The organism is Microbacterium sp. (assembly GCF_052102115.1).
GTDB lineage: Bacteria > Actinomycetota > Actinomycetes > Actinomycetales > Microbacteriaceae > Microbacterium.
Genome location: NZ_JBQDVP010000005.1, coordinates 20,687 through 40,012 on the forward strand (window position 1 = coordinate 20,687; position 19,326 = coordinate 40,012).

Genomic DNA, 19,326 nt, shown 5'->3' on the forward strand with positions numbered 1-19,326 from the left:
AACTGATGGACGACCCCGCAGCGGATGCCCGGATGCTGGAGCGGACCTACGAGCGCTTCCCGCTCGTCAACGCCGTGGTCTCTCGGTGGCGGGCGGTGTACCGGCGCGACATCCGCCCGCGAGCCCGACGAAAGCCGATCCGTCTGCTCGACGTCGGGTCGGGCGGCGGAGACGTGTCGCGGGCGCTCGCCGCGTGGGCCCGCCGCGATGCTCTGCCGGTCTCGATCACGGCGCTGGATGCCGACGAGCGGGCGATCCGCTGGGCGCGCCCGCGCGGAGGCGGGGTCGAATACCGGTGTGCGAGCACGACCGCGCTGGTGGATGCCGGTGACCGCTTCGACATCGTCATCTCCAACCATCTGTTGCATCACCTGTCCCGTACGGAACTGCCGACGGTCCTGGCGGACTCCGTCGCGCTCGCCGCGGACGACGGGCTCGTACTGCACCGCGACATCGAACGCGGCCGGTTCGCGTACTGGGGATTCGCGGCCGGGACGCTGCCGTTCGCGAGGAATCTGCTCGCGGACTCGTTCATCCGCGATGACGGGCTCACCAGCATCCGCCGTGCGTACACGGCGTCGGAGCTCACGGCGATCGCACCACCGGGATGGCAGGTGCGGCGGGCGATCCCTGCGCGACTCGAACTGCGATGGGAGGCGTGGGATGCCCGACCATGACGTCGCGATCGTCGGCGCAGGGCCGGTCGGGCTGCTCCTGGCCTGTCTGCTCGCGCAGCGCGGCGTCGACGTCGCGGTGTACGAGATGCGTGCGGGCGCTGACGACCGTTCTCGGGCGATCGGCATCCATCCGCCCGGTCGTGCCGCGCTCGACGATGCCGGGATCAGTGCCGAGGTGCGCGCCGAGGCGCTCGCGCTCGAGGGCGGCGACGTCGTCTGCGACGGCCGCATCCTCGCGTCGCTCTCGTTCACCGCAGCGCAGCGTGTGCTGATCCTGCCGCAGCACCGTACCGACGCGCTGCTGCGGCAACGGCTGTCGCGGCTGCAGGAAGGAGCGCTGCACTTCGCCCACCGCGTCACCCGGGTGCACGACGAGGGTGCAGCCGTCAGCCTGTCGTTCGAGACAGGCAGAGAGAAAACCGCCTCGTTCGTCATCGCCGCCGACGGGGTGCGCAGCGGCATCCGTCGTCAGCTCGGTATCGACTGGCGTGAGCGACCGGGCACCGGATGGTACGCGATGGTCGATGTCCCCGATGCTCACGCCGACCTGCGCGCGCGGCTGCACTGCGAATCTGCCGGGCTCGTCGAATCGTTCCCGCTTCCGGAGGGCCGGCGGCGGTGGGTCGCCTCGGATCCGCAGCGGATGCTCGATGATGCGCCGACCTTCATCGATGCGATCCGTCGACGCACCGGCATCCGTCTCGACCTGCCCGACGGCACTGCGCCGACTGTTTTCGCGGCCAGGCAGCATCGTGCGTCACGTCTCACGGCCGGACGGATCGTCCTCGTCGGCGACGCCGCGCACGAGACGAGCCCCATCGGCGGGCAGGGGATGAACCTCGGCTGGGCGGCGGCAGGCCGTCTTGCCGCGGCCATCGAACGCTCTCTCGGTACCGGGGTGTTGGTGTTGAGCGACTACGAGCGCCCCACGATGCGCGCTGTCGCCGGGGCGCAGCGCCGCTCGTTCTTCTACATGACGATGGGGCGTCCGGCCCGCGGCCCCGTGCTGTGGGGGCGCAACGTCGTGATCGGGGCGCTCGGCACGGCGCCCCTGCGCCGTCGAACGGCCGACATGATCACGATGCGGGGCGCGTGAGCGGCGAATCTATACTGAACGGGTGACCGACAACGATGCCGTCCCTCGCCGTCGTGGGCGTATCGGACGCCGAGTCGGACTCGCAGCTCTCGCACTTGTCGTCGCCGCAGCGATCCTCGGCACCGTGTTCGTCATCTTCAGACTGCCGGCGCCGTCGACAGCTCTCGCCGATCCGCCGCGCGGTGAGCTGCTTGCGGACGGGGCCGAGGGGGAGTGGCAGGTCGGCGGTTTCACCGTCCGCCTCGACACCGCCCTGCACATCACCCATCCGGATGCGGCAGCCGCGGTGTGGGAGACGGTGCCCGGAGAGGCCTTTCTCAACGCGGCAGATGCCGACGCGCAGTTCGTCGACGATCTGGGCCTCGTACGCGTCAGCGATCATCAGACCACAGCCTGGGCGGATCAGCACGTCGTCTCTGCGACCGCCGATCCGGACGGTTCGCTCCTGCTGAGCGGCACCTTCGACGACGACCTCATCTGGGAGATGCGGTTGACCGAGCGCGCACCGGGCCGACTGGATGCTGCGGTCTCGGTCGATCCCGCCGCGAACCGTCTGTATCTCTCCGCGGCGCTGGAGGCCGATGAAGGTGTTCACGGACTCGGTGCGCAGTCCGCCGGGTGGGATCTGCGCGGCGACCGCATTCCGCTCATCCCGCGCGAGCAGGGGATCGGGCGCGGAGAGCAGCCGTTGTCCTTCCTCGTGGATCTCGCGGCGAGCTCGGCCGGGGGGCAGGACACGACGTATCTCCCGAGCGCCGTCAACGTCACCGACCGTGCGCGCAGTCTCGTCTACCGGGGCGATGCGATCTCGTCGGTCGACCTGCGACCCGACGATCGGATGATCTGGGAGGTCTGGGACGACCGGGCCGAGTTCTCACTCACGGCCGCGGCGACACCGGCTGAGGCGGTAGCCATCCAATCCGAGTGGATCGGTGCGGCTGAGCCTGCTCCGGCATGGACCTCGACGGGGATGATCGCCGGAATCCAGGGCGGCACCGAAGAGGTGCGCGCGAAGGTCGGCACGCTGCAAGAGGCGGGCGTTCCGCTTGCCGCCGTCTGGCTGCAGGACTGGGTGGGCAGACGCACGACCGACTTCGGCGAGCGGCTGCAGTGGAACTGGGAGCTCGACGAGGAGCAGTACCCCGGCTGGGACGAACTGGTCGCCGATCTTGAGGAGCAGGGCATTCGCGTGCTCACCTACGTGAATCCGTCGCTCTCGGTCGACAGCGGTGCGGCCGCGGCCGAGCGCGGCGGTCGTGACCTCTATGCCGAGGCGGCCGCTGCCGGCTACCTGGCACGGGACGAGGACGGCGCCGTGATCGATGCCGACCAGCACGGATTCACTGCGGCCACGGTCGATCTGTCGAATCCCGACGCCCGCGAATGGTTCGCGCAGGTCATCGCCGACGAGGTCGCCGGTGCCGGAGCATCCGGCTGGATGGCGGATTTCGCCGAAGGCCCACCGCTGGATGCCGTGCTCGCAGGCGGCTCCGGCGCAGACTGGCGCGTGCAGTGGCCGGTGCTGTGGCAGCAGGTCAACGAGCGGGCGCTGGAGCTCGCCGGACTCACCGATGACGGATTCGTCTGGCACCGCAGCGGCGGTACCGTGTCGGCCGGGGCAGCGGATGCTCTGTGGCTGGGCGATCAGACCCAGGACTGGTCGCGCACCGATGGGCTCGCGTCGACCGTCACGCTCACCCAGGCGCTGTCGGCGAGCGGCATGGCGCAGGTGCACGGCGACATCGGCGGGTACACCAGCGTCGAGCTGCCCGTCATCCCCGATGTCGTCCGCGACGACGAGCTCGTGCTGCGGTGGGCGGAGGCGTCTCTGCTGCAGCCGGTGTTCCGCACCCACGAGGGCAACCGTCCGGCATTCTCCTCGCAGCCCGCCGAAGACGCAGTGCTCGCCGCGCGCCTGGCAGATCTTACCCGCGTGTTCGTCGCGCTGGCGCCGGAGCGCGAGCGCCTGGCCGCCCAGGGGCCACTCGCGGGAGCGGTGCAGCACCCCTGGATGCTGGATTCCACTGCCGATCTGAACGGCGGCGCCGACGATGAGCTGCAGCTCGGACCGGACGTGCTGCTCGCGCCCGTGCTCACCGCCGGGGCGAACACGGTGGAAGTCGCTTTCCCGCCCGGCCGCTGGCAGAACATCTGGACCGGTGAGGTCTTCGGCGACGATTCGTCGGTGATCCGGGCGAACGTCGATGCGCAGCTCGGACGGCCGGCACTGTTCGTCCGTGCGGGGACCGCTGCGGCGAACGACCTCGCGGGGTTCGCCGCAGACTGATCACTCCGGCAGCAGAATGCTGAGCGCTCCGGCGACCACCCGGATCCGGACGCTCTCGGTCCCGACGCGCTCGCCGTCGGCGTAGACCACGAGCCCCGGGGCTGAGACCTCGACCTCGCTTCCGCGCATCGTCGTGACCTGCGGAAGCTGCACATGTGTGCCGCGCAGCAGATGCGGGAAGAAACGGATCAGCTCGAACCGCCCGATCGCCGCGACATGGACGACGTCGAGCAACCCGTCATGCGGATCGGCATCCGGGCACACGGGCATCCCGCCGCCGTAGCTGCGCGTGTTGCCGACCGCGACGAGCGTGCCGTCGGAGACCGGGCTGTCGGTGCCGTCGACGCGCAGGGAGAAGCGCATCGGTGCCAGGCGCAGCAGTTCGATGACCAGCGCCAGGTAGTAGCGGGCGCGCCCGCGCGGCCACCGCAGCCGGTTGGTGCGTTCGCTGACCTTGGCATCGAATCCGATGGCCGCGACCGTGAGGAAATGGGTCATGCCGTCCGCGCAGATGGCCTGGCCGATATCCAGGGATCGTACGACGCCGTCGACAGCGGCGGCTGCGGCGTCGGCCGCCGCCTCGTCGGAACCGAACGGAATGCCCAGCGAACGGGCGAGGTCGTTGCCGGTCCCGGCCGGGACGAGGACGAGCGGGACGCCGGAGCCGGCCAGCACGTCCACCACGGTCGAGAGCGTTCCGTCCCCACCGACGATGACGAGGGCGTCCGGCTTCGCCGCGACAGCAACAGCTGCGAGTCGGCACGACTCCTCGGGTGACGCGCCGGAGTGGATGACGGGGTCGAGCCCGCGCGCGCGCAGCGCCGTGATCGCGGCATCCGCTCTCGTGGATCCGGTGCCGCGCCCGGCATCCGGGTTGATCAGAACGTGGACGTTCCGCACGTCAGCCCGCCTGGGGAGCCGCGAGCAGCGCGCCGGGGTTCATGATCCCGGTCGGGTCGAGTTCGGTCTTGAGCGCCCGCAGCATCCGAACGCCGCCGTCGCCGATCTCCGTCGCCAACCAGGGGGCGTGATCGCGGCCGACACCGTGGTGATGGCTGATCGTGCCGGCATTTTCGAGGATCGTGTCGTTCACCCGCGACTTGATCGTGTCCCATTGCGCGAGGACGTCGCTCTCTTCGGTGCCCTTCAGATTCCCGATGATCGTGAAGTAGAGGGCGGCGCCGGTGGGGTACACATGCGAGATGTGACACATCACCAGGGACTTCGCATCGTGGTCGGCGAAGCCGGCACGGAGCGTCTCGGTGACCGCGGTCTTCAGTCGGTCGATGTTCGCCCAGACGGTCGCGGTCTCCAGCGTCTCGCAGAACACCCCGTGATCGATGAGCGCATCGCGCAGGTACGGCGCGCCGAAGCGGCCCTTTGCCCAGTCTTCGGCCGGAGAGGCGCCGGAAGACCGTCCGCCCGCGGCGGTGAGCACGCGCTCGGTCAGCGCCTGGCGGGCGGCAGCGACCTCCGGCCTGCCCTCGAACACTGTCACCGCACTGCACCCCTTCGACAGTGCCTTGCCGATCTTGCCGTGCTGCGCGAGTCCGATCCCGGTCTCGGCCTCATCGGAGAGACGGATCACCGTCGGTCCCGTGCCGAGCTGTGCGACCTGTCGCAGCGCATCGACGCCGGTCGCGAAGTCGGGGAATGTCCACCCCTGGTGGATGCGGCTTTCCGGCAGGCGGTGCACGCGCAGCCGGAGCTCGGTGATCACCCCGAGGATCCCCTCTGAGCCGAGGAACATCCGCATGAGGTCGGGGCCCGCGGCGGTTCCCGGGGCCCCGCCGAGCGCGATCTCGCCGGTCGGCGTCGCAACGCGCAACGCCGTGACCATCGTGTCGAACCTGCCGTTGCCTGCCGAGTTCTGACCCGACGAGCGCGCCGCGGCGAAACCGCCGAGCGTGGCGTAGAGGAAGCTCTGCGGGTAGTGGCCGAGCTCGAAGCCGCGCTCGGCGAGCAGACGCTCGGCCTCCGGGCCGGTGGTGCCGGCGAGGAACCGTGCTTCGCCGCTGACCTCGTCGAGGTGCAGTAGGCCGCTGAGCCGTCGCAGGTCGAGGGCGATCACAGCGCGGTGGTCGCCGCGCTCCGGGTCCAGCGCGCCGACGACGCTCGTGCCGCCGCCGAACGGCACGACCGCGATCGAGCGCTCTGCCGCGAGCATGATGACGGCGAGCACCTCGTCGTGACCAGCGGGGGAGACGACAGCATCCGGCGCATCCTGATCGGTGGCACGCCGGTGCATGAGATCGATCGTCGACCGACCCCCGGCATGGCGGATCCGCGTTTCGTTATCGGTGCTGACGTGCGCGTCGCCGACGATCGCGGCCAGTGCCGCCCGGTCGTCCGCGGTCAGTGCGGAGGCGGCGATGCGCACATCCGAGAGATCGACAGCCGCGTCCGGACGGTGCACCTTGCCGAGGACCGTGGGCAGCAGTGCGCGCACGGCGAGCGGCAGATCCTTCGCGAGCGCCGGGTCGCCCCAACCGTTCCATCGCATCGTCGCTGCTGGTGTCGTTTCCGTCGTCATGCGTTACAGTGTGACACATCATGAAAGAACGTCAAGATGTCATGAGCTCATTCCTCGAGCAGCTCCCGGTCTGGGACGAGGTCGAGGCGCGGCTGCTCGATCACGCTGCCGCACTCATCGCCACGCGCGGGACCGGCGGTCTCACCATCGCCGAGCTCTCGCGGGAAGCCGGTGTGAGCCGGCCGACGATCTACCGTCGCTGGCCCGGTGTCGACGAGGTGGTGCGAGCGGCGCTGCTTCGCCAGACCGTCTCGATCCTGGCGCGCTTCTCACCCGCGATCAGCGCTCGTGACGAGTTCGTCGACGAGATCCTCGACTTCGCCGATGCATTCGCCGCCGACCCGGTGTTCGAGCGGCTGCTGGCCAGAGAGCCCGAGGCGTTCACCCAGTACAGCCTCGAGCGTGTGGGATCGAGCCAGCGCGTCATGCTCCGCTGGCTCGCCGAAGCCATCGCACGCGGACAGCACGGCGGAACGGTGCGGGAGGGCGATGCGGACGACATGTCCGTGATGCTCCTGCTCATCGTGCAGTCCGCCGTCCTCTCGCACAACGCGGTCTCATCGCTGATCGGAGCGGCCGAATGGCGCGCCGAGCTCGCCCACGCCGTGGACGGATACCTGCGATCATGACCCGCGAGAACGGCGTGCGCGCCTCATCCATGCTGAACGCCGCTCGGCGCTCGCGCGAGCTCGACGCGCTCGCGGGCGACGGCGAGGTCGACCTTCTTGTGATCGGCGGTGGGATCACCGGCGCCGGCGTCGCCCTGGATGCCGCGAGCCGCGGCCTCTCCGTCGTCCTCGTCGAAGCACAGGATCTCGCCTTCGGAACGAGCCGGTGGAGTTCGAAGCTCGTGCACGGCGGCCTCCGCTATCTGGCGTCGGGAGACTTCGCAGTCGCGCAGGAGAGCGCGCGCGAGCGGCATCTGCTCATGACGCGCATCGCCCCGCACCTCACTCGCACGCTGCCGCAGCTGCTGCCGTACGTCGAGGGTGTGACGACCACGCAGCGCGTGATCAGCAGTCTGGGTTTCTGGCTCGGCGATGGCCTGCGCCGCGTGGCGCGGACGCCGGGTTCGGTGCTGCCGCGGCCGCACCGGGTGTCACCGGCCGAGTCCGTGGCGATCTTCCCCGCTCTGAGCCGACGAGGTCTGCGCGGCGGGATCGTCAGCACGGACGGTCAGCTCATCGACGACGCACGTCTGGTCACCGCCATCGCACGCACCGCCGCTGCCCACGGCGCGACGGTGCTGACCCGAACCCGGGCGGCCGACGTCGACGGCGGCGGTGCGACACTGCACGACGAGGTCGGCGGGGGCTCGCTGCGCCTGCGCGCTCGGGCCGTCGTGAATGCCGCCGGTGTCTGGGCGGCCGAGCTGGATCCCGACATCCGACTGCGGCCGAGCCGGGGAACCCACCTGGTGCTGGATGCCGCGGCGCTCGGCAACCCGACCGCAGCGCTCACCGTTCCGCACCCCGGTTCCATCAGCCGATTCGTGTTCGCGCTGCCCGTTCAACTCGGGCGCGTGATCGTCGGACTCACCGACGTCGACGCTCCGGGGCAGGTTCCGGATGTACCGACGGCGACCGATGACGAAGTTGATTTCCTCCTGGACACCGTGTCCCGAGCGCTGAACCGACCGCTGACGCGCGAGGACGTGCGCGGAACCTTCTCGGGCCTGCGTCCGCTCGTCGAGTCCGGCGCGGGCGAGTCGACCGCAGACATCTCGCGCCGCCACCGCGTCGAGGTGTCGTCGAACGGGAGCATCGGCATCCTCGGTGGAAAGCTGACGACGTATCGCGCTATGGCGAAGGACGCCGTCGGTCTCGCGCTGCAGCAGGCAGGGCTCGTTGACCCCGGATGCCGGACCGATCGCCTGCCACTCGTCGGTGCGCCCGACTCGCCGGTGCCGATCCCGGATGCCGGCGCTGCCCGTCGCCCGTCGTCAGCGCTTCGCGCGCGTTACGGCGCGGAAGCGGCATCCGTTCTCGCCGCCGGAGGAACCAGTGGCGCCGAGCGCGTGGCCGACGGGATCGACGTCGTGCGGGCCGAGGTCGCGTTCGCCGTGCGCGCGGAGGGTGCTCTCGACGCGGACGACGTCCTCGACCGGCGCACCCGCATCGGGCTGGTTGCCGAAGAGCGGGCGGCCGCGGCCGAGGTCGTCGCGCAGGTCGTCGCAGAGACGCTCGAAGACCTCAGAAGTTGATCATGTGGCCGGCCAGGCCGTGGAAGCCCTCCTGCAGTGCCTCCGACAGCGTCGGATGCGTGTGCACGTTGCGCGCGAGCTCGAGAGCGGTGAGATCCCACTTCTGAGCCAGCGTCAGCTCGGGGAGGAGCTCGGAGACATCCGGGCCGATCATGTGGGCGCCGAGCAGTTCGAGGTGCTCGGTGTCGGCGATCATCTTCACGAACCCGACGGGCTCGCCCAGGCCGTGCGCCTTGCCATTGGCCATGAACGGGAAGGTGACGACCTTGACGTCGTGCCCGTCGTCCTTGGCCTGCTGCTCGGTGAGACCGAACGAGGCGACCTGCGGCGAGCAGAACGTTGCACGAGGCATCATGCGGTAATCGCCCAGGGTCTGGGTCTCGGCGCCGCCGATGGTCTCCGCCGCTACGACGCCCTGGGCCTCGGCGACGTGGGCGAGCTGCAGCTTCATCGTGACGTCACCGATGGCGTAGATGCCGTCGACGTTCGTCTTCATGTGGTCGTCGATATCGATAGCACCGCGCTCGGTGAGGGCGACGCCAGTCTTGTCGAGTCCGTAGCCCTCGACGTTCGGGGCGAACCCGACGGACATGAGCACCTTGCCGGCGTCGATCGACGCCGGCTGGCCATCCTTGCCGGTGTAGGTGACGGTGACAGAGGAGCCGTTGTCGACGACCTTCTCGACCTTCGTGGAGGTCAGGATGTCGACGCCGTAGTTCTTGTACTGCTTGGTGATCTCCTTCGACACGTCAGCGTCCTCATTGGGGAGCGCGCGGTCGAGGAACTCGATGATCGTGACCTTGACGCCGTAGTTCGTCAGGACGTATGCGAATTCCATGCCGATGGCGCCGGCGCCGACGATGACGATCGACTCGGGCAGCTCGCGGCTGAGGATCTGCTCCTCGAAGGTGACGACGTTCTCGCTGAGCTCGACGCCTGGCAGCAGACGTACCTTCGAGCCGGTCGCGATGATGACGTTGTCGAACGTGACCTCTTCGGTGGAGCCGTCGGACTTCGCGACCGAGATCGCCTTCGGTCCGGTGAAGGTGCCGCGACCGTCGTACTCGGTCACCTTGTTCTTCTTCATCAGGAAGTGGATGCCCTTGACCCGGCCATCGGCGACCTCGCGCGAGCGGTCGAACGCCTTGCCGAAGTCGATGGTGAAATCACCCGAAATGCCGAAGAAGTCGGCCTTGTGGTTCAGGGTGTGAGCGAGCTCGGCATTCTTCAGGAGCGACTTGGAGGGGATGCAGCCGACGTTGAGGCAGATACCTCCCCAGTACTTCTCTTCGATGATCGCGGTGGACAGTCCGAGCTGTGCGCTGCGGACTGCGGCGACGTACCCGCCGGGGCCCGCGCCGAGGATGACGACGTCGTAGTGTGGCATGCCTTAAGCCTAGCGCTCTGCGGGGTCGTCCGACTCGGAATCGGCGGGCTTGCGACGGCGCAGCAGAAGGAACAGCAGAACCACCACGATGAGCACGACGACGGCTCCGCCGATGAGCCAGCCCGGAGAGAATCCGGCCGGGGACTCCACGTTCGAATCTTCGGGCGCATCGGCTGACTGCGTCTCATCGGGCGCCGGGCCGACGGTCTCCTCGGCGGTGGGGGCGGCGGAGGGATCAGAGGTGACCGTGCTCGTCGTCACGGTGAAAGTGAACTCTCCCGAGGTGGGGTGTCCGTCGCTGGAGACGATCTTCCAGAGCACGTGATACTCGCCGGCATCTGCCTCGGCGACGAGCGGCTGGGTCACCATGGCTCCGTCGAGTGCGGCGGCGCCATCTGTGACCGACTCGCCAGCGGCATCTGTCACGACGATCTCCGTCGATCCTTCACCGCCGATCGGCACGGCGCTGAACGTCAGGGTGAGTTCCTCCGGCAGTGTGTCCACGGTCGAATCGGCGGCAGGAGTGGAGTCGATGAGGGTGTCGTGCGCGGCCGCGGACTGCGGCCAGGCGAACAGCAGCACGAACGCGACGAGCAGTGTCACTGCGGTGATGAGAGGGGCGGTGGAGCGGGAGATCGTTAGGGTGCGCACAACTCAAGCATAGGAAATCGCGATGTGCACCCGTTGAGTCGCACACACCCTCGCTCGTCGGCCAGCCGATCCGTTAGTCTGGATCGGAAGGAGGGCCACCGTGACAGATTTTGAGAGCCGACCGGCGAACGACGCGGCTATTCACCGCGACGGAGAGCAGCGGAGCGATGCCACACAGACGTTCGGACATGATTCCGACCTTTCCTTCGTGCCCTTCGGTGCCGAGCTCACCGATGTCGAGCAGGGGGCCATCGCCGCGCTTCCCTCCGGCTCCGCGCTGCTGCTGGTTCGCTCCGGTGCCCTAGCCGGCGCGCGTTACCTGCTCGACACCGACGTCACCACGATCGGACGTCACCCCGAGGCGGACATCTTCTTCGACGACGTCACTGTCTCGCGTCGTCACGCCGAGATCACCCGTTCGGGCAGCGCTTTCGAGATCGTCGACCAGCGTTCGCTCAACGGCACCTATGTCAACGGCGAGCGCGTCGACCGCAGCGCTCTGGCCAACGGCTATGAACTGCGTGTCGGCAAATTCCGATTGAATTTCTTCGTCTCACCCATCGATCTCGCTGCGGCGACTGAGTGATGGCGGCACTTCCTGCCCGCGATCGCTCAGCGTCCGCGGGTCTTCTGAGTATCGGTCAGGTGCTCGCCAGGCTGACGCCGGATTTTCCTGATCTCACTTCGAGCAAGCTGCGCTTCCTCGAAGTGCAGGGCATCGTCAGTCCCTCGCGCACCGAGTCCGGGTACCGGAAGTTCTCGCAGTCCGACATCGAGAGACTGCGGATCGGGCTCACACTTCAGCGCGATCATTATCTGCCGCTCAGCGTCATCCGCGAGCAGCTCGACGAGGCCGAGGCCAATGGTCGCACCGGTCCGGCTTTCGCTCCACCGCAGTCGATCGCACCGGCACCGCGCCGGTATCGGCGCGGTGAGCTGCTGTCTGCCGCCGGTGCGGGACCGCAGATCCTCAATGACGCCATCAGCACCGGCATCATCGCTGCCGCCGAGACCTACCCGGAATCGACCGTCACGCTGCTGCGGGGCCTGGTCGCTCTCGACCGTCACGGCATCGAGCCGCGACACCTGCGCACCCTGCGGCAGAGTGCGGAGCGCGAGGTGTCCCTGATTGAATCGGCCATGTCGGCGCTGCTGCGCAGAACCGACGCCACCTCCCGCGGCAAGGCGCGCGAGATGGCACCGGAGCTGGCGACGAAGATCGGTGAGGTGCGCGCGGTGTTCGTCGGCGAGGCGCTCAGCCGCGTTCTCTCGTAGCGACCGGCGCTTTCGTAACGAACAGGTTGCGACACACCTTCGACCCGATGCGGATGTCGTTGCCCGGGATCGGGCACTGCTCTAGCGTGGGGGATAACCCATCAGAGAGGAAGTCATATGAGTGCGGATGAGCGTGCAGGCGACCCGCAGTTCGTGACCGAACTCCTCTTCACGGACGGTCTTCCCGCCATGGACGACGAGGTCGGCTACCGTGGCGCCGTGGCGGCGCGCGCCGCTGGCATCACCTATCGTCAGCTCGACTACTGGGCGCGCACCGAACTCGTCGAGCCCACCGTGCGCGGTGCGAGCGGCTCCGGGTCGCAGCGTCTGTACGGCTTCCGCGACATCCTGGTGCTCAAGCTCGTCAAACGACTGCTCGATACCGGCATCTCGCTGCAGCAGATCCGCACGGCCGTGGACCAGCTCCGCGCCGCCGGCATCCGCGATCTCGCCGGCACCACGCTGATGAGCGACGGAGCCTCGGTGTACCTGTGCACCTCGAACGACGAGGTCATCGACCTCGTCAGTCGCGGCCAGGGCGTGTTCGGCATCGCCGTGGGCAAGGTGCTGCGCGAGGTCGAGACGACGCTGGTCGAGTTCGACCCCACGGCCCCCGACCCGGTCGACGAATTGTCCGCGCGACGCGCGAAGCGCACGGCGTAGCGGGGCGTCGGGGTCGCGGCCGAGGTCGAGGCTTCGACTCGCTGCGCTCGCTCAACCCGTTTCGTCTCGCTGACGCTCGCTCAACGCCCGTTGTGTCTCCGTGGGGCGTAGCGTTCGCGGGTCGTTGAGCAAGGGAGCCGCAGGCGACCGCGACGAAACGCGTTGAGCGAGAAGCGCAGCGACGAGTCGAAACGGGCCCGCCTCAGGCCTGCGCGCCGACTTCCTGCACAGGCACTCGGCCGGTGCGAATGATGCGATCCAGCAGCAGATCGAAGTCGCCCGCAAGCTCCTGAGCGGAGTCTCCCGGCCAGATGTGCAGCGGCTTCGCGGCCCCCTGCGCCTGCTGCAGCGATGTGCGCTCCGGCAGCTGCGGCGAGAGCACGAGCGGTCCGAACATGTCGCGCAGTTCTTTGATGCGGAACTGGTGCTCGATCGACTGGGGTCGCACACGGTTCACGACGATCCCGAGCGGCTGCAGTCGCGGTGACAGCCCCCGGCGGATCTCTTCGATCGCGCGCAGCGCGCGGTCGGCGGCGGCGACAGAGAACAGTCCGGGCTCCGTGACGACCATGACGCGGTCACTGGCGGCCCAGGCCGTGCGGGTGAGGGCATTCAGTGACGGAGCGCAGTCAATGAGCACGAGGTCGTAGTCGGCCTCGACGGCGGCCAGCGCCTCTTCGAGCTTCCACACGTCGCGCACGCTCGGGTGCGGGCCGTCATAGTTGATCGCCGACGGGCTGCCGATGAGCACGTCGATGGTTCCGGGGTGCACCTTCGCCCAACCGCTGGCGGTGATCGCCTGGCGGACCACCTTCTCTTTGGGGTTGGCGAGCACGTCGGCGATGTTCAGGCGCCCCGCGACCTGGATGTCCATCCCGGTCGAGACGTCTGATTGCGGATCGAGGTCGACGACGAGGGTACGGATGCCCCGGGCGAAGGCCGCGGAGGCCAGGCCGAGAGTCACGGTCGTCTTACCGACACCGCCTTTGAGAGAGCTGACGCTGAGTACGTGCACGGAGACCACGTTACCTTCCTCTAGGCTTGGAAAACACTCAGCCCCGCCCCGTGTGCGTCGATCGTGCCGCACATCGAGCTATCAGAGGTGTGCATGTTCCAGAAGATCCTTGTGGCCAATCGTGGAGAGATCGCGATCCGCGCATTCCGTGCGGCGTTCGAGATGGGGGCGCGCACGGTCGCGGTGTTCCCCTACGAAGATCGCGGTTCACAGCACCGGCTGAAGGCGGACGAGGCGTACGAGATCGGCGAACGAGGACACCCGGTTCGCGCGTACCTCGATGTCGACGAGATCATCCGCGTCGCCCGCGAATCCGGTGCAGATGCGATCTACCCGGGGTACGGATTCCTTTCCGAGAACCCCGACCTCGCTGAGCGTGCCGCAGCATCCGGGATCGTCTTCATCGGCCCGCCGTCGAACGTGCTCGAGATGGCCGGGAACAAGGTCGAGGCGAAGCGCCACGCGATCGAGGCGGGTGTGCCCGTCCTGCGCTCGACCGAAGCCTCTGACGACGTCGACGCCCTTGTCGCCCAGGCCGACGAGATCGGCTTTCCGCTGTTCGCGAAGGCGGTCGCCGGCGGAGGCGGGCGCGGGATGCGCCGTGTCGAGTCGAAGAGCGAACTCGCTCCGGCCCTCGCCGAGGCGATGCGCGAGGCACAGAGCGCATTCGGAGACCCGCGCATGTTCCTCGAGCAGGCAGTGCTCCGGCCCCGCCACATCGAGGTGCAGATCGTCGCAGACAAGACCGGCGAGACCGTGCACATGTTCGAACGCGACTGCTCCGTACAGCGCCGCCACCAGAAGGTCGTCGAGATCGCCCCCGCGCCGAACCTCGATGACAGCATCCGCACCGCTCTGCACGGCCATGCCATCGCCTTCGCCCGTTCGATCGGCTACGAGAACGCCGGCACGGTGGAGTTCCTGCTGGAGACGGCGGGGGAGCGCACGGGCGAGGTCGTTTTCATCGAGATGAACCCGCGCATCCAGGTCGAGCACACCGTGACCGAGGAGATCACCGACGTCGACCTCGTGCAGACGCAGATGCGCATCGCCGCTGGTGAGACACTCGCCGAGCTCGGTCTGCAGCAGGGCGACATCCGCCTGCGCGGCGCGGCGCTGCAGTGCCGCATCACCACAGAGGATCCGACGCAGGGATTCCGGCCGGACACGGGCAAGATCACCACCTACCGGTCGCCCGGCGGGGCCGGCATCCGTCTGGACGGCGGCACCGTGCACCAGGGCGCGCAGATCAGCCCGCACTTCGACTCCATGCTCTCCAAGCTGACCTGTCGCGGGCGTGACTTCCCTGCCGCTGTAGGACGGGCCCGCCGCGCGCTGGCCGAGTTCCGCATCCGCGGGGTCTCCACCAACATCCCGTTCCTGCAGGCCCTGCTGGACGACGAGGCCTTCGTCGCCGGCGACGTGAGCACTTCCTTCATCGATGAGCGACCCGATCTGCTGCAGGGTCGTGTCTCGAAGGACCGCGGTACGAAGCTGCTGAACTGGCTCGTCGACGTCACCGTCAACAAGCCCAACGGTGAGCACCCCGGCGCGATCGCTCCCGCTGAAAAGCTGCCGCAGATCGACCTGAACTCAGAACCCGTCGCCGGTTCCCGCCAGCGGCTGCAGGAGCTCGGCCCGGAGGGATTCGCCCGCAGCCTGCGCGAGCAGGCGGCTCTGGCGATCACCGACACCACTTTCCGCGACGCGCATCAGTCGCTGCTGGCGACCCGGGTGCGCACCAAAGACCTCGTCGCTGCGGCTCCGTATCTCGCGCGACTCACCCCCGGACTTCTTTCGGTCGAGGCCTGGGGAGGGGCGACCTACGACGTCGCGCTCCGCTTCCTCGGCGAAGACCCCTGGGAGCGGCTCGACAAGCTGCGCACCGCGCTTCCCAACATCAACATCCAGATGCTGCTGCGTGGGCGCAACACGGTCGGCTACACCCCGTACCCGACGGCGGTGACCGAGGCTTTCGTGAGCGAGGCCGCCGCGAGCGGCGTCGACATCTTCCGCATCTTCGACGCCCTCAACGACGTCTCGCAGATGCGCCCGGCCATCGATGCGGTACGCGCGACGGGAACCTCCGTCGCCGAGGTGGCGCTGTGCTACACCGGCGACCTGCTGAACCCGGCCGAAGACCTGTACACGCTGGATTACTACCTGCGCCTGGCGGAGCAGATCGTGGATGCCGGTGCCCACGTCCTCGCCATCAAGGACATGGCGGGGCTGCTGCGCCCCGCGGCGGCGGCGAAGCTCGTCACCGCCCTGCGCGACCGCTTCGAGCTGCCGGTGCATCTGCACACGCACGACACCCCCGGCGGTCAGCTCGCAACCCTGCTCGCGGCCAGCGCCGCCGGCGTGGATGCTGCGGATGCGGCATCCGCCCCGCTTTCGGGCACCACCAGCCAGCCGTCGCTCTCATCTCTCGTGGCCGCTCTCGCCCATACCGATCGCGACAGCGGCATCGACCTCGGTGGCGTCTCGGATCTCGAGCCGTACTGGGAGGCGGTCCGCAATCAGTACGCGCCGTTCGAGTCGGGGCTTCCCGGGCCGACGGGGCGCGTCTACCACCACGAGATCCCGGGCGGCCAGCTGTCGAACCTGCGTCAGCAGGCCAAGGCGCTGGGCCTTGCCGATGATTTCGAGCTCATTGAGAACATGTACGCCGCCGCCGACCGCATCCTCGGCCGCGTGCCGAAGGTGACGCCGTCGTCGAAGGTCGTCGGCGATCTCGCCCTGCACCTCGCAGCGGTCCGGGCCGACCCCGCCGATTTCGAGGCGAATCCGGAGAAGTACGATGTGCCCGATTCGGTCGTGAGCTTCATGGCGGGAGAGCTGGGAGACCTTCCCGGCGGGTGGCCGGAGCCGTTCCGCTCCAAGGTGCTGGCCGGGCGCGAGGTGCGGGTCGGTCTCACCGAGATCTCCGCCGACGACGAGAAGGCGCTCGGCGGCTCCAGTGCCGAGCGGCGCGATCGGCTGAACACGCTGCTGTTCCCCGCTCCGACCCGCGATTTCGCCCAGCAGCGCGAGCTGTTCGGCGACCTGTCCGTGCTCGACACTGCCGACTACCTGTACGGGCTCGTCCAGGGGCAGGAGCATCTCGTCGAGATCGACCGCGGCGTGCAGCTCTATGTCGGTCTCGAGGCGATCGGCGAGGCCGATGATCGCGGCATGCGCACGGTGATGACCACGCTCAACGGCCAACTGCGGCCGGTGTTCGTGCGTGATCGAACCGTTGCGGTGGACGCGCATGAGGTCGAAAAGGCCGACACCTCGAAGCCTGGGCAGGTGGCGGCTCCGTTCTCGGGCGTCGTCTCGTTGAAAGTCGAGGTCGGCACGACGATCCGTGCCGGAGAATCGGTGGCGTCCATCGAGGCGATGAAGATGGAAGCGGCCATCACCGCCCCCGTCGGCGGAGTCGTCGAACGCCTCGCGATCGGCGCGACGCAGCAGGTGGATGCCGGTGATCTTTTGGTCGTCATCACTCCGGCCAAGTAATCTTGTGCGGGCGACGCGCTCGCACAGGCTTGGAGTGAGAAAGTGACATCGAAGAACAACACCGACCCGGAGGGCGACGACTTCGGCGTCCTCGATGAGGCGGCCTCTCTGGATACGACCTCGTTCGGCATCCTCGGACAGACCGCGCAGGTCCGCGTGACGCTGCCGGGCGGTGGGGACGACGATGATGACCTCGCGGAGGACTCCGTCGTCGACGGCGAGATCCCGACGGAGGTGTTCGAGGGCGTGATCGAGGTGGAGATCAGCGCGGAATCGGATGCCGGGGCCACGGCATCCGACATCCACGACGCCGAGCCGATCGAAGAGCCCGCCGACGTCGAGCCCGTGACGGAACCGGAGTCTGCACCAGAGCCGGAGCCCGAACCGGAGCCGGAGTCCGCGCCACAGCCCGAGCCCGCACCGGAACCCACGCCAGAGCCTGAGCCGGAGCCCGCACCTGTCGCCGCTGTGGCGCCCGCGCCCGCGGTGGCCGCCGAGCCCGCTCGGGATGCCGAGGCGGCCGAGGTCGTGCTCGCGTCGAAGCGTCTCGACGACCAGCGCGGCCACTCCCACCGGGAGACCGCTGACCTTCTGACGGCCGACCGCCTGCTCAACCCCAGCCAGGTCGTCAAGCCCGAGCCTGAGGGCGCCTGGAGCCACCTGCTCTACACTCTCTCAGGCCGTCGCATCAACATCGGTGACGGCAAGCGAGCTACGGAGCGCAAGGCTCTCACCGCGCGCATCGCGAGTCCGCTGGGCGGCAGTGCCCGCTTCGTCCCCGTGCTCTCACGCAAGGGCGGCGTCGGCAAGACGACCATCACGGCGCTGCTGGGCATGGCGCTGGCAGACGCCCGCGAAGATCGTGTGATCGCTGTGGACGCCAACCCCGACCGCGGAACCCTCGCCGACCGGATCGTCCGCTCGGGCGCCGGAAAGTCGGTGCGCGACCTCGTGCGCATCCATGACGAGGTGAAGGGCTACCACGACATCTCGGCGATCGTCGCCCGCGATTCCACACGCCTGGACGTGCTGGCATCCGATGTCGACCCGCGCATCGCCGAGGCGTTCAGCGATGAGGACTACCGCAACGTCGCCGATGTCGCGGCGCACTATTACTCGCTCGTGCTCACCGACACCGGAACCGGGATCGTCCACTCGGTGATGGACGCAACGCTCGATATCGCGGATCAGATCGTCATCGTGTCGGGGCTCAGTGTCGATGAGGCCCGTCTGGCATCTGAGACGCTGACGTGGCTCGAGACCAACGGTCGCGAAGAGCAGGCGCGCAACGCCGTCATCGTCCTCAACCAGTCCACCCCCGGCAGCCCCCTGGTGCGCCTCAACGAGCTGGAGGCGCACTTCAAGACCCGCGCCAGGAACGTCGTGCGCATGCCGTACGACAGCCAGATCGCCGGCGGGGGAGCGATTGTCTTCGCGAATCTGCAGCCCGAGACACGGCAGGCTGCCCGCGAACTGGCGGCACTGCTCATCGAGGGGCTGCGGGCGAGGGCTGCCTGATGACCGCTCGTGAGATCCGGGTCTTCGGCGACCCGGTACTGCGATCCGTGTGCGCACCCATCGACGAGATCGATGACGGTGTGCGGTCGCTCATCGCCGATCTCGTCGACAGCGTGGAGCTGCCCGGTCGTGCCGGTGTCGCAGCACCCCAGATCGGTGTTGCTGCACGTGCATTCAGCTACAACATCGATGGAGATATCGGCTACGTCATCAACCCGGTGCTCACCGAGGTGCGCGGCGAACCCGTGCCGACAGGGGAGGGATGCCTCTCGGTGCCCGGTCTCTGGCATGATGCGCTCCGGCATCCGTGGGCGCGGGTCGAGGGCATCGACCTCGAAGGGAACCCGGTCGTCCTCGAAGGCGAGGGGCTGCTCGCGCAGGCACTGCAGCACGAGACCGACCACCTCGACGGGATGCTGTACCTGTCCCGACTCACGCCCGAAGATCGCAGACGCGCCATGCGCGAAGTGCGGGAGAGTGACTGGTTCTTGACGTGAGTCGGGTCAATGCTGCGCAGCAG

16 protein-coding genes are annotated in these 19,326 nt (G+C 68.5%); 11 read left to right on the top strand and 5 right to left on the bottom strand.

Annotated features, from left to right (window positions below):
* Positions 1-5 precede the first annotated feature (5 nt).
* The 3 genes from ACTICP_RS02980 to ACTICP_RS02990 are packed head-to-tail and all read left to right on the top strand — an operon-like array spanning position 6 to position 4,060.
* The gene (locus ACTICP_RS02980; RefSeq protein ID WP_441889350.1) at positions 6-677 is read left to right on the top strand and encodes a methyltransferase domain-containing protein; all 672 of its coding nucleotides are present in this window, start codon (positions 6-8) and stop codon (positions 675-677) included.
* Positions 664-1,773, top strand: coding sequence for an FAD-dependent oxidoreductase (locus ACTICP_RS02985; protein WP_441889352.1), 1,110 nt, complete (start codon positions 664-666; stop codon positions 1,771-1,773). Before ACTICP_RS02980 ends, ACTICP_RS02985 begins: the two co-directional genes overlap by 14 nt.
* 22 nt (positions 1,774-1,795) lie before the next feature.
* Positions 1,796-4,060 carry a TIM-barrel domain-containing protein gene (locus ACTICP_RS02990; RefSeq protein WP_441889353.1) on the top strand — a complete coding sequence of 755 codons (2,265 nt, stop codon included), beginning with the start codon at positions 1,796-1,798 and terminating at the stop codon, positions 4,058-4,060.
* Here the strand turns inward: ACTICP_RS02990 and ACTICP_RS02995 are convergent, their stop codons facing one another.
* Entirely contained in the window at positions 4,061-4,960 is a 900-nt protein-coding gene (locus ACTICP_RS02995; protein WP_441838981.1) for a diacylglycerol kinase, read from the bottom strand.
* Between the two features lies 1 nt (position 4,961).
* On the bottom strand, positions 4,962-6,593 hold the full coding sequence (locus ACTICP_RS03000; protein ID WP_441889355.1) for an FAD-binding oxidoreductase: 1,632 nt from the start codon (positions 6,591-6,593) through the stop codon (positions 4,962-4,964).
* A gap of 20 nt (positions 6,594-6,613) precedes the next feature.
* Here ACTICP_RS03000 and ACTICP_RS03005 point away from each other — a divergent pair, with 20 nt between their 5' ends.
* Both ACTICP_RS03005 and ACTICP_RS03010 read left to right on the top strand, forming a co-directional pair.
* Positions 6,614-7,222, top strand: a complete 609-nt coding sequence (locus ACTICP_RS03005; protein ID WP_441889357.1) for a TetR/AcrR family transcriptional regulator — start codon at positions 6,614-6,616, stop codon at positions 7,220-7,222.
* Complete coding sequence (locus tag ACTICP_RS03010) at positions 7,219-8,796, top strand: FAD-dependent oxidoreductase (RefSeq protein ID WP_441889359.1); 1,578 nt, start codon at positions 7,219-7,221, stop codon at positions 8,794-8,796. The genes ACTICP_RS03005 and ACTICP_RS03010 overlap by 4 nt, the downstream gene beginning before the upstream one ends.
* On the opposite strand, the gene lpdA is transcribed toward ACTICP_RS03010, so the two are convergent.
* Positions 8,786-10,183, bottom strand: a complete 1,398-nt coding sequence (gene lpdA, locus ACTICP_RS03015) for a dihydrolipoyl dehydrogenase (protein WP_441889361.1) — start codon at positions 10,181-10,183, stop codon at positions 8,786-8,788. The two genes, ACTICP_RS03010 and lpdA, sit on opposite strands and share 11 nt — an antisense overlap.
* 9 nt (positions 10,184-10,192) lie before the next feature.
* Positions 10,193-10,834, bottom strand: coding sequence for a copper resistance CopC family protein (locus ACTICP_RS03020; protein WP_441889363.1), 642 nt, complete (start codon positions 10,832-10,834; stop codon positions 10,193-10,195).
* Positions 10,835-10,934: 100 nt separating this feature from the next.
* Here ACTICP_RS03020 and ACTICP_RS03025 point away from each other — a divergent pair, with 100 nt between their 5' ends.
* From ACTICP_RS03025 to ACTICP_RS03035, 3 genes are all read left to right on the top strand, one after another.
* Positions 10,935-11,420 (top strand): FHA domain-containing protein, encoded by a 486-nt coding sequence (locus ACTICP_RS03025; protein ID WP_441889365.1) that lies wholly within the window; start codon positions 10,935-10,937, stop codon positions 11,418-11,420.
* On the top strand, positions 11,420-12,109 hold the full coding sequence (gene ftsR / locus ACTICP_RS03030; protein ID WP_441889367.1) for a transcriptional regulator FtsR: 690 nt from the start codon (positions 11,420-11,422) through the stop codon (positions 12,107-12,109). Before ACTICP_RS03025 ends, ftsR begins: the two co-directional genes overlap by 1 nt.
* Before the next feature lie 117 nt (positions 12,110-12,226).
* Complete coding sequence (locus tag ACTICP_RS03035) at positions 12,227-12,772, top strand: MerR family transcriptional regulator (RefSeq protein WP_441889369.1); 546 nt, start codon at positions 12,227-12,229, stop codon at positions 12,770-12,772.
* Between the two features lie 202 nt (positions 12,773-12,974).
* Here the strand turns inward: ACTICP_RS03035 and ACTICP_RS03040 are convergent, their stop codons facing one another.
* Positions 12,975-13,787, bottom strand: a complete 813-nt coding sequence (locus tag ACTICP_RS03040; RefSeq protein ID WP_441889493.1) for a ParA family protein — start codon at positions 13,785-13,787, stop codon at positions 12,975-12,977.
* Positions 13,788-13,880: 93 nt separating this feature from the next.
* On the opposite strand from ACTICP_RS03040, the gene ACTICP_RS03045 reads away from it, so the two are divergent.
* Genes ACTICP_RS03045 through ACTICP_RS03055 form a run of 3 tightly spaced genes read left to right on the top strand, consistent with a single transcriptional unit; the run spans position 13,881 to position 19,303 of the window.
* The gene (locus tag ACTICP_RS03045; RefSeq protein ID WP_441889371.1) at positions 13,881-17,288 is read left to right on the top strand and encodes a pyruvate carboxylase; all 3,408 of its coding nucleotides are present in this window, start codon (positions 13,881-13,883) and stop codon (positions 17,286-17,288) included.
* 42 nt (positions 17,289-17,330) lie between these two features.
* Positions 17,331-18,806, top strand: a complete 1,476-nt coding sequence (locus ACTICP_RS03050) for a MinD/ParA family ATP-binding protein (protein ID WP_441889373.1) — start codon at positions 17,331-17,333, stop codon at positions 18,804-18,806.
* The gene (locus tag ACTICP_RS03055; protein WP_441889375.1) at positions 18,806-19,303 is read left to right on the top strand and encodes a peptide deformylase; all 498 of its coding nucleotides are present in this window, start codon (positions 18,806-18,808) and stop codon (positions 19,301-19,303) included. The genes ACTICP_RS03050 and ACTICP_RS03055 overlap by 1 nt, the downstream gene beginning before the upstream one ends.
* The last annotated feature ends 23 nt before the right edge of the window (positions 19,304-19,326 follow it).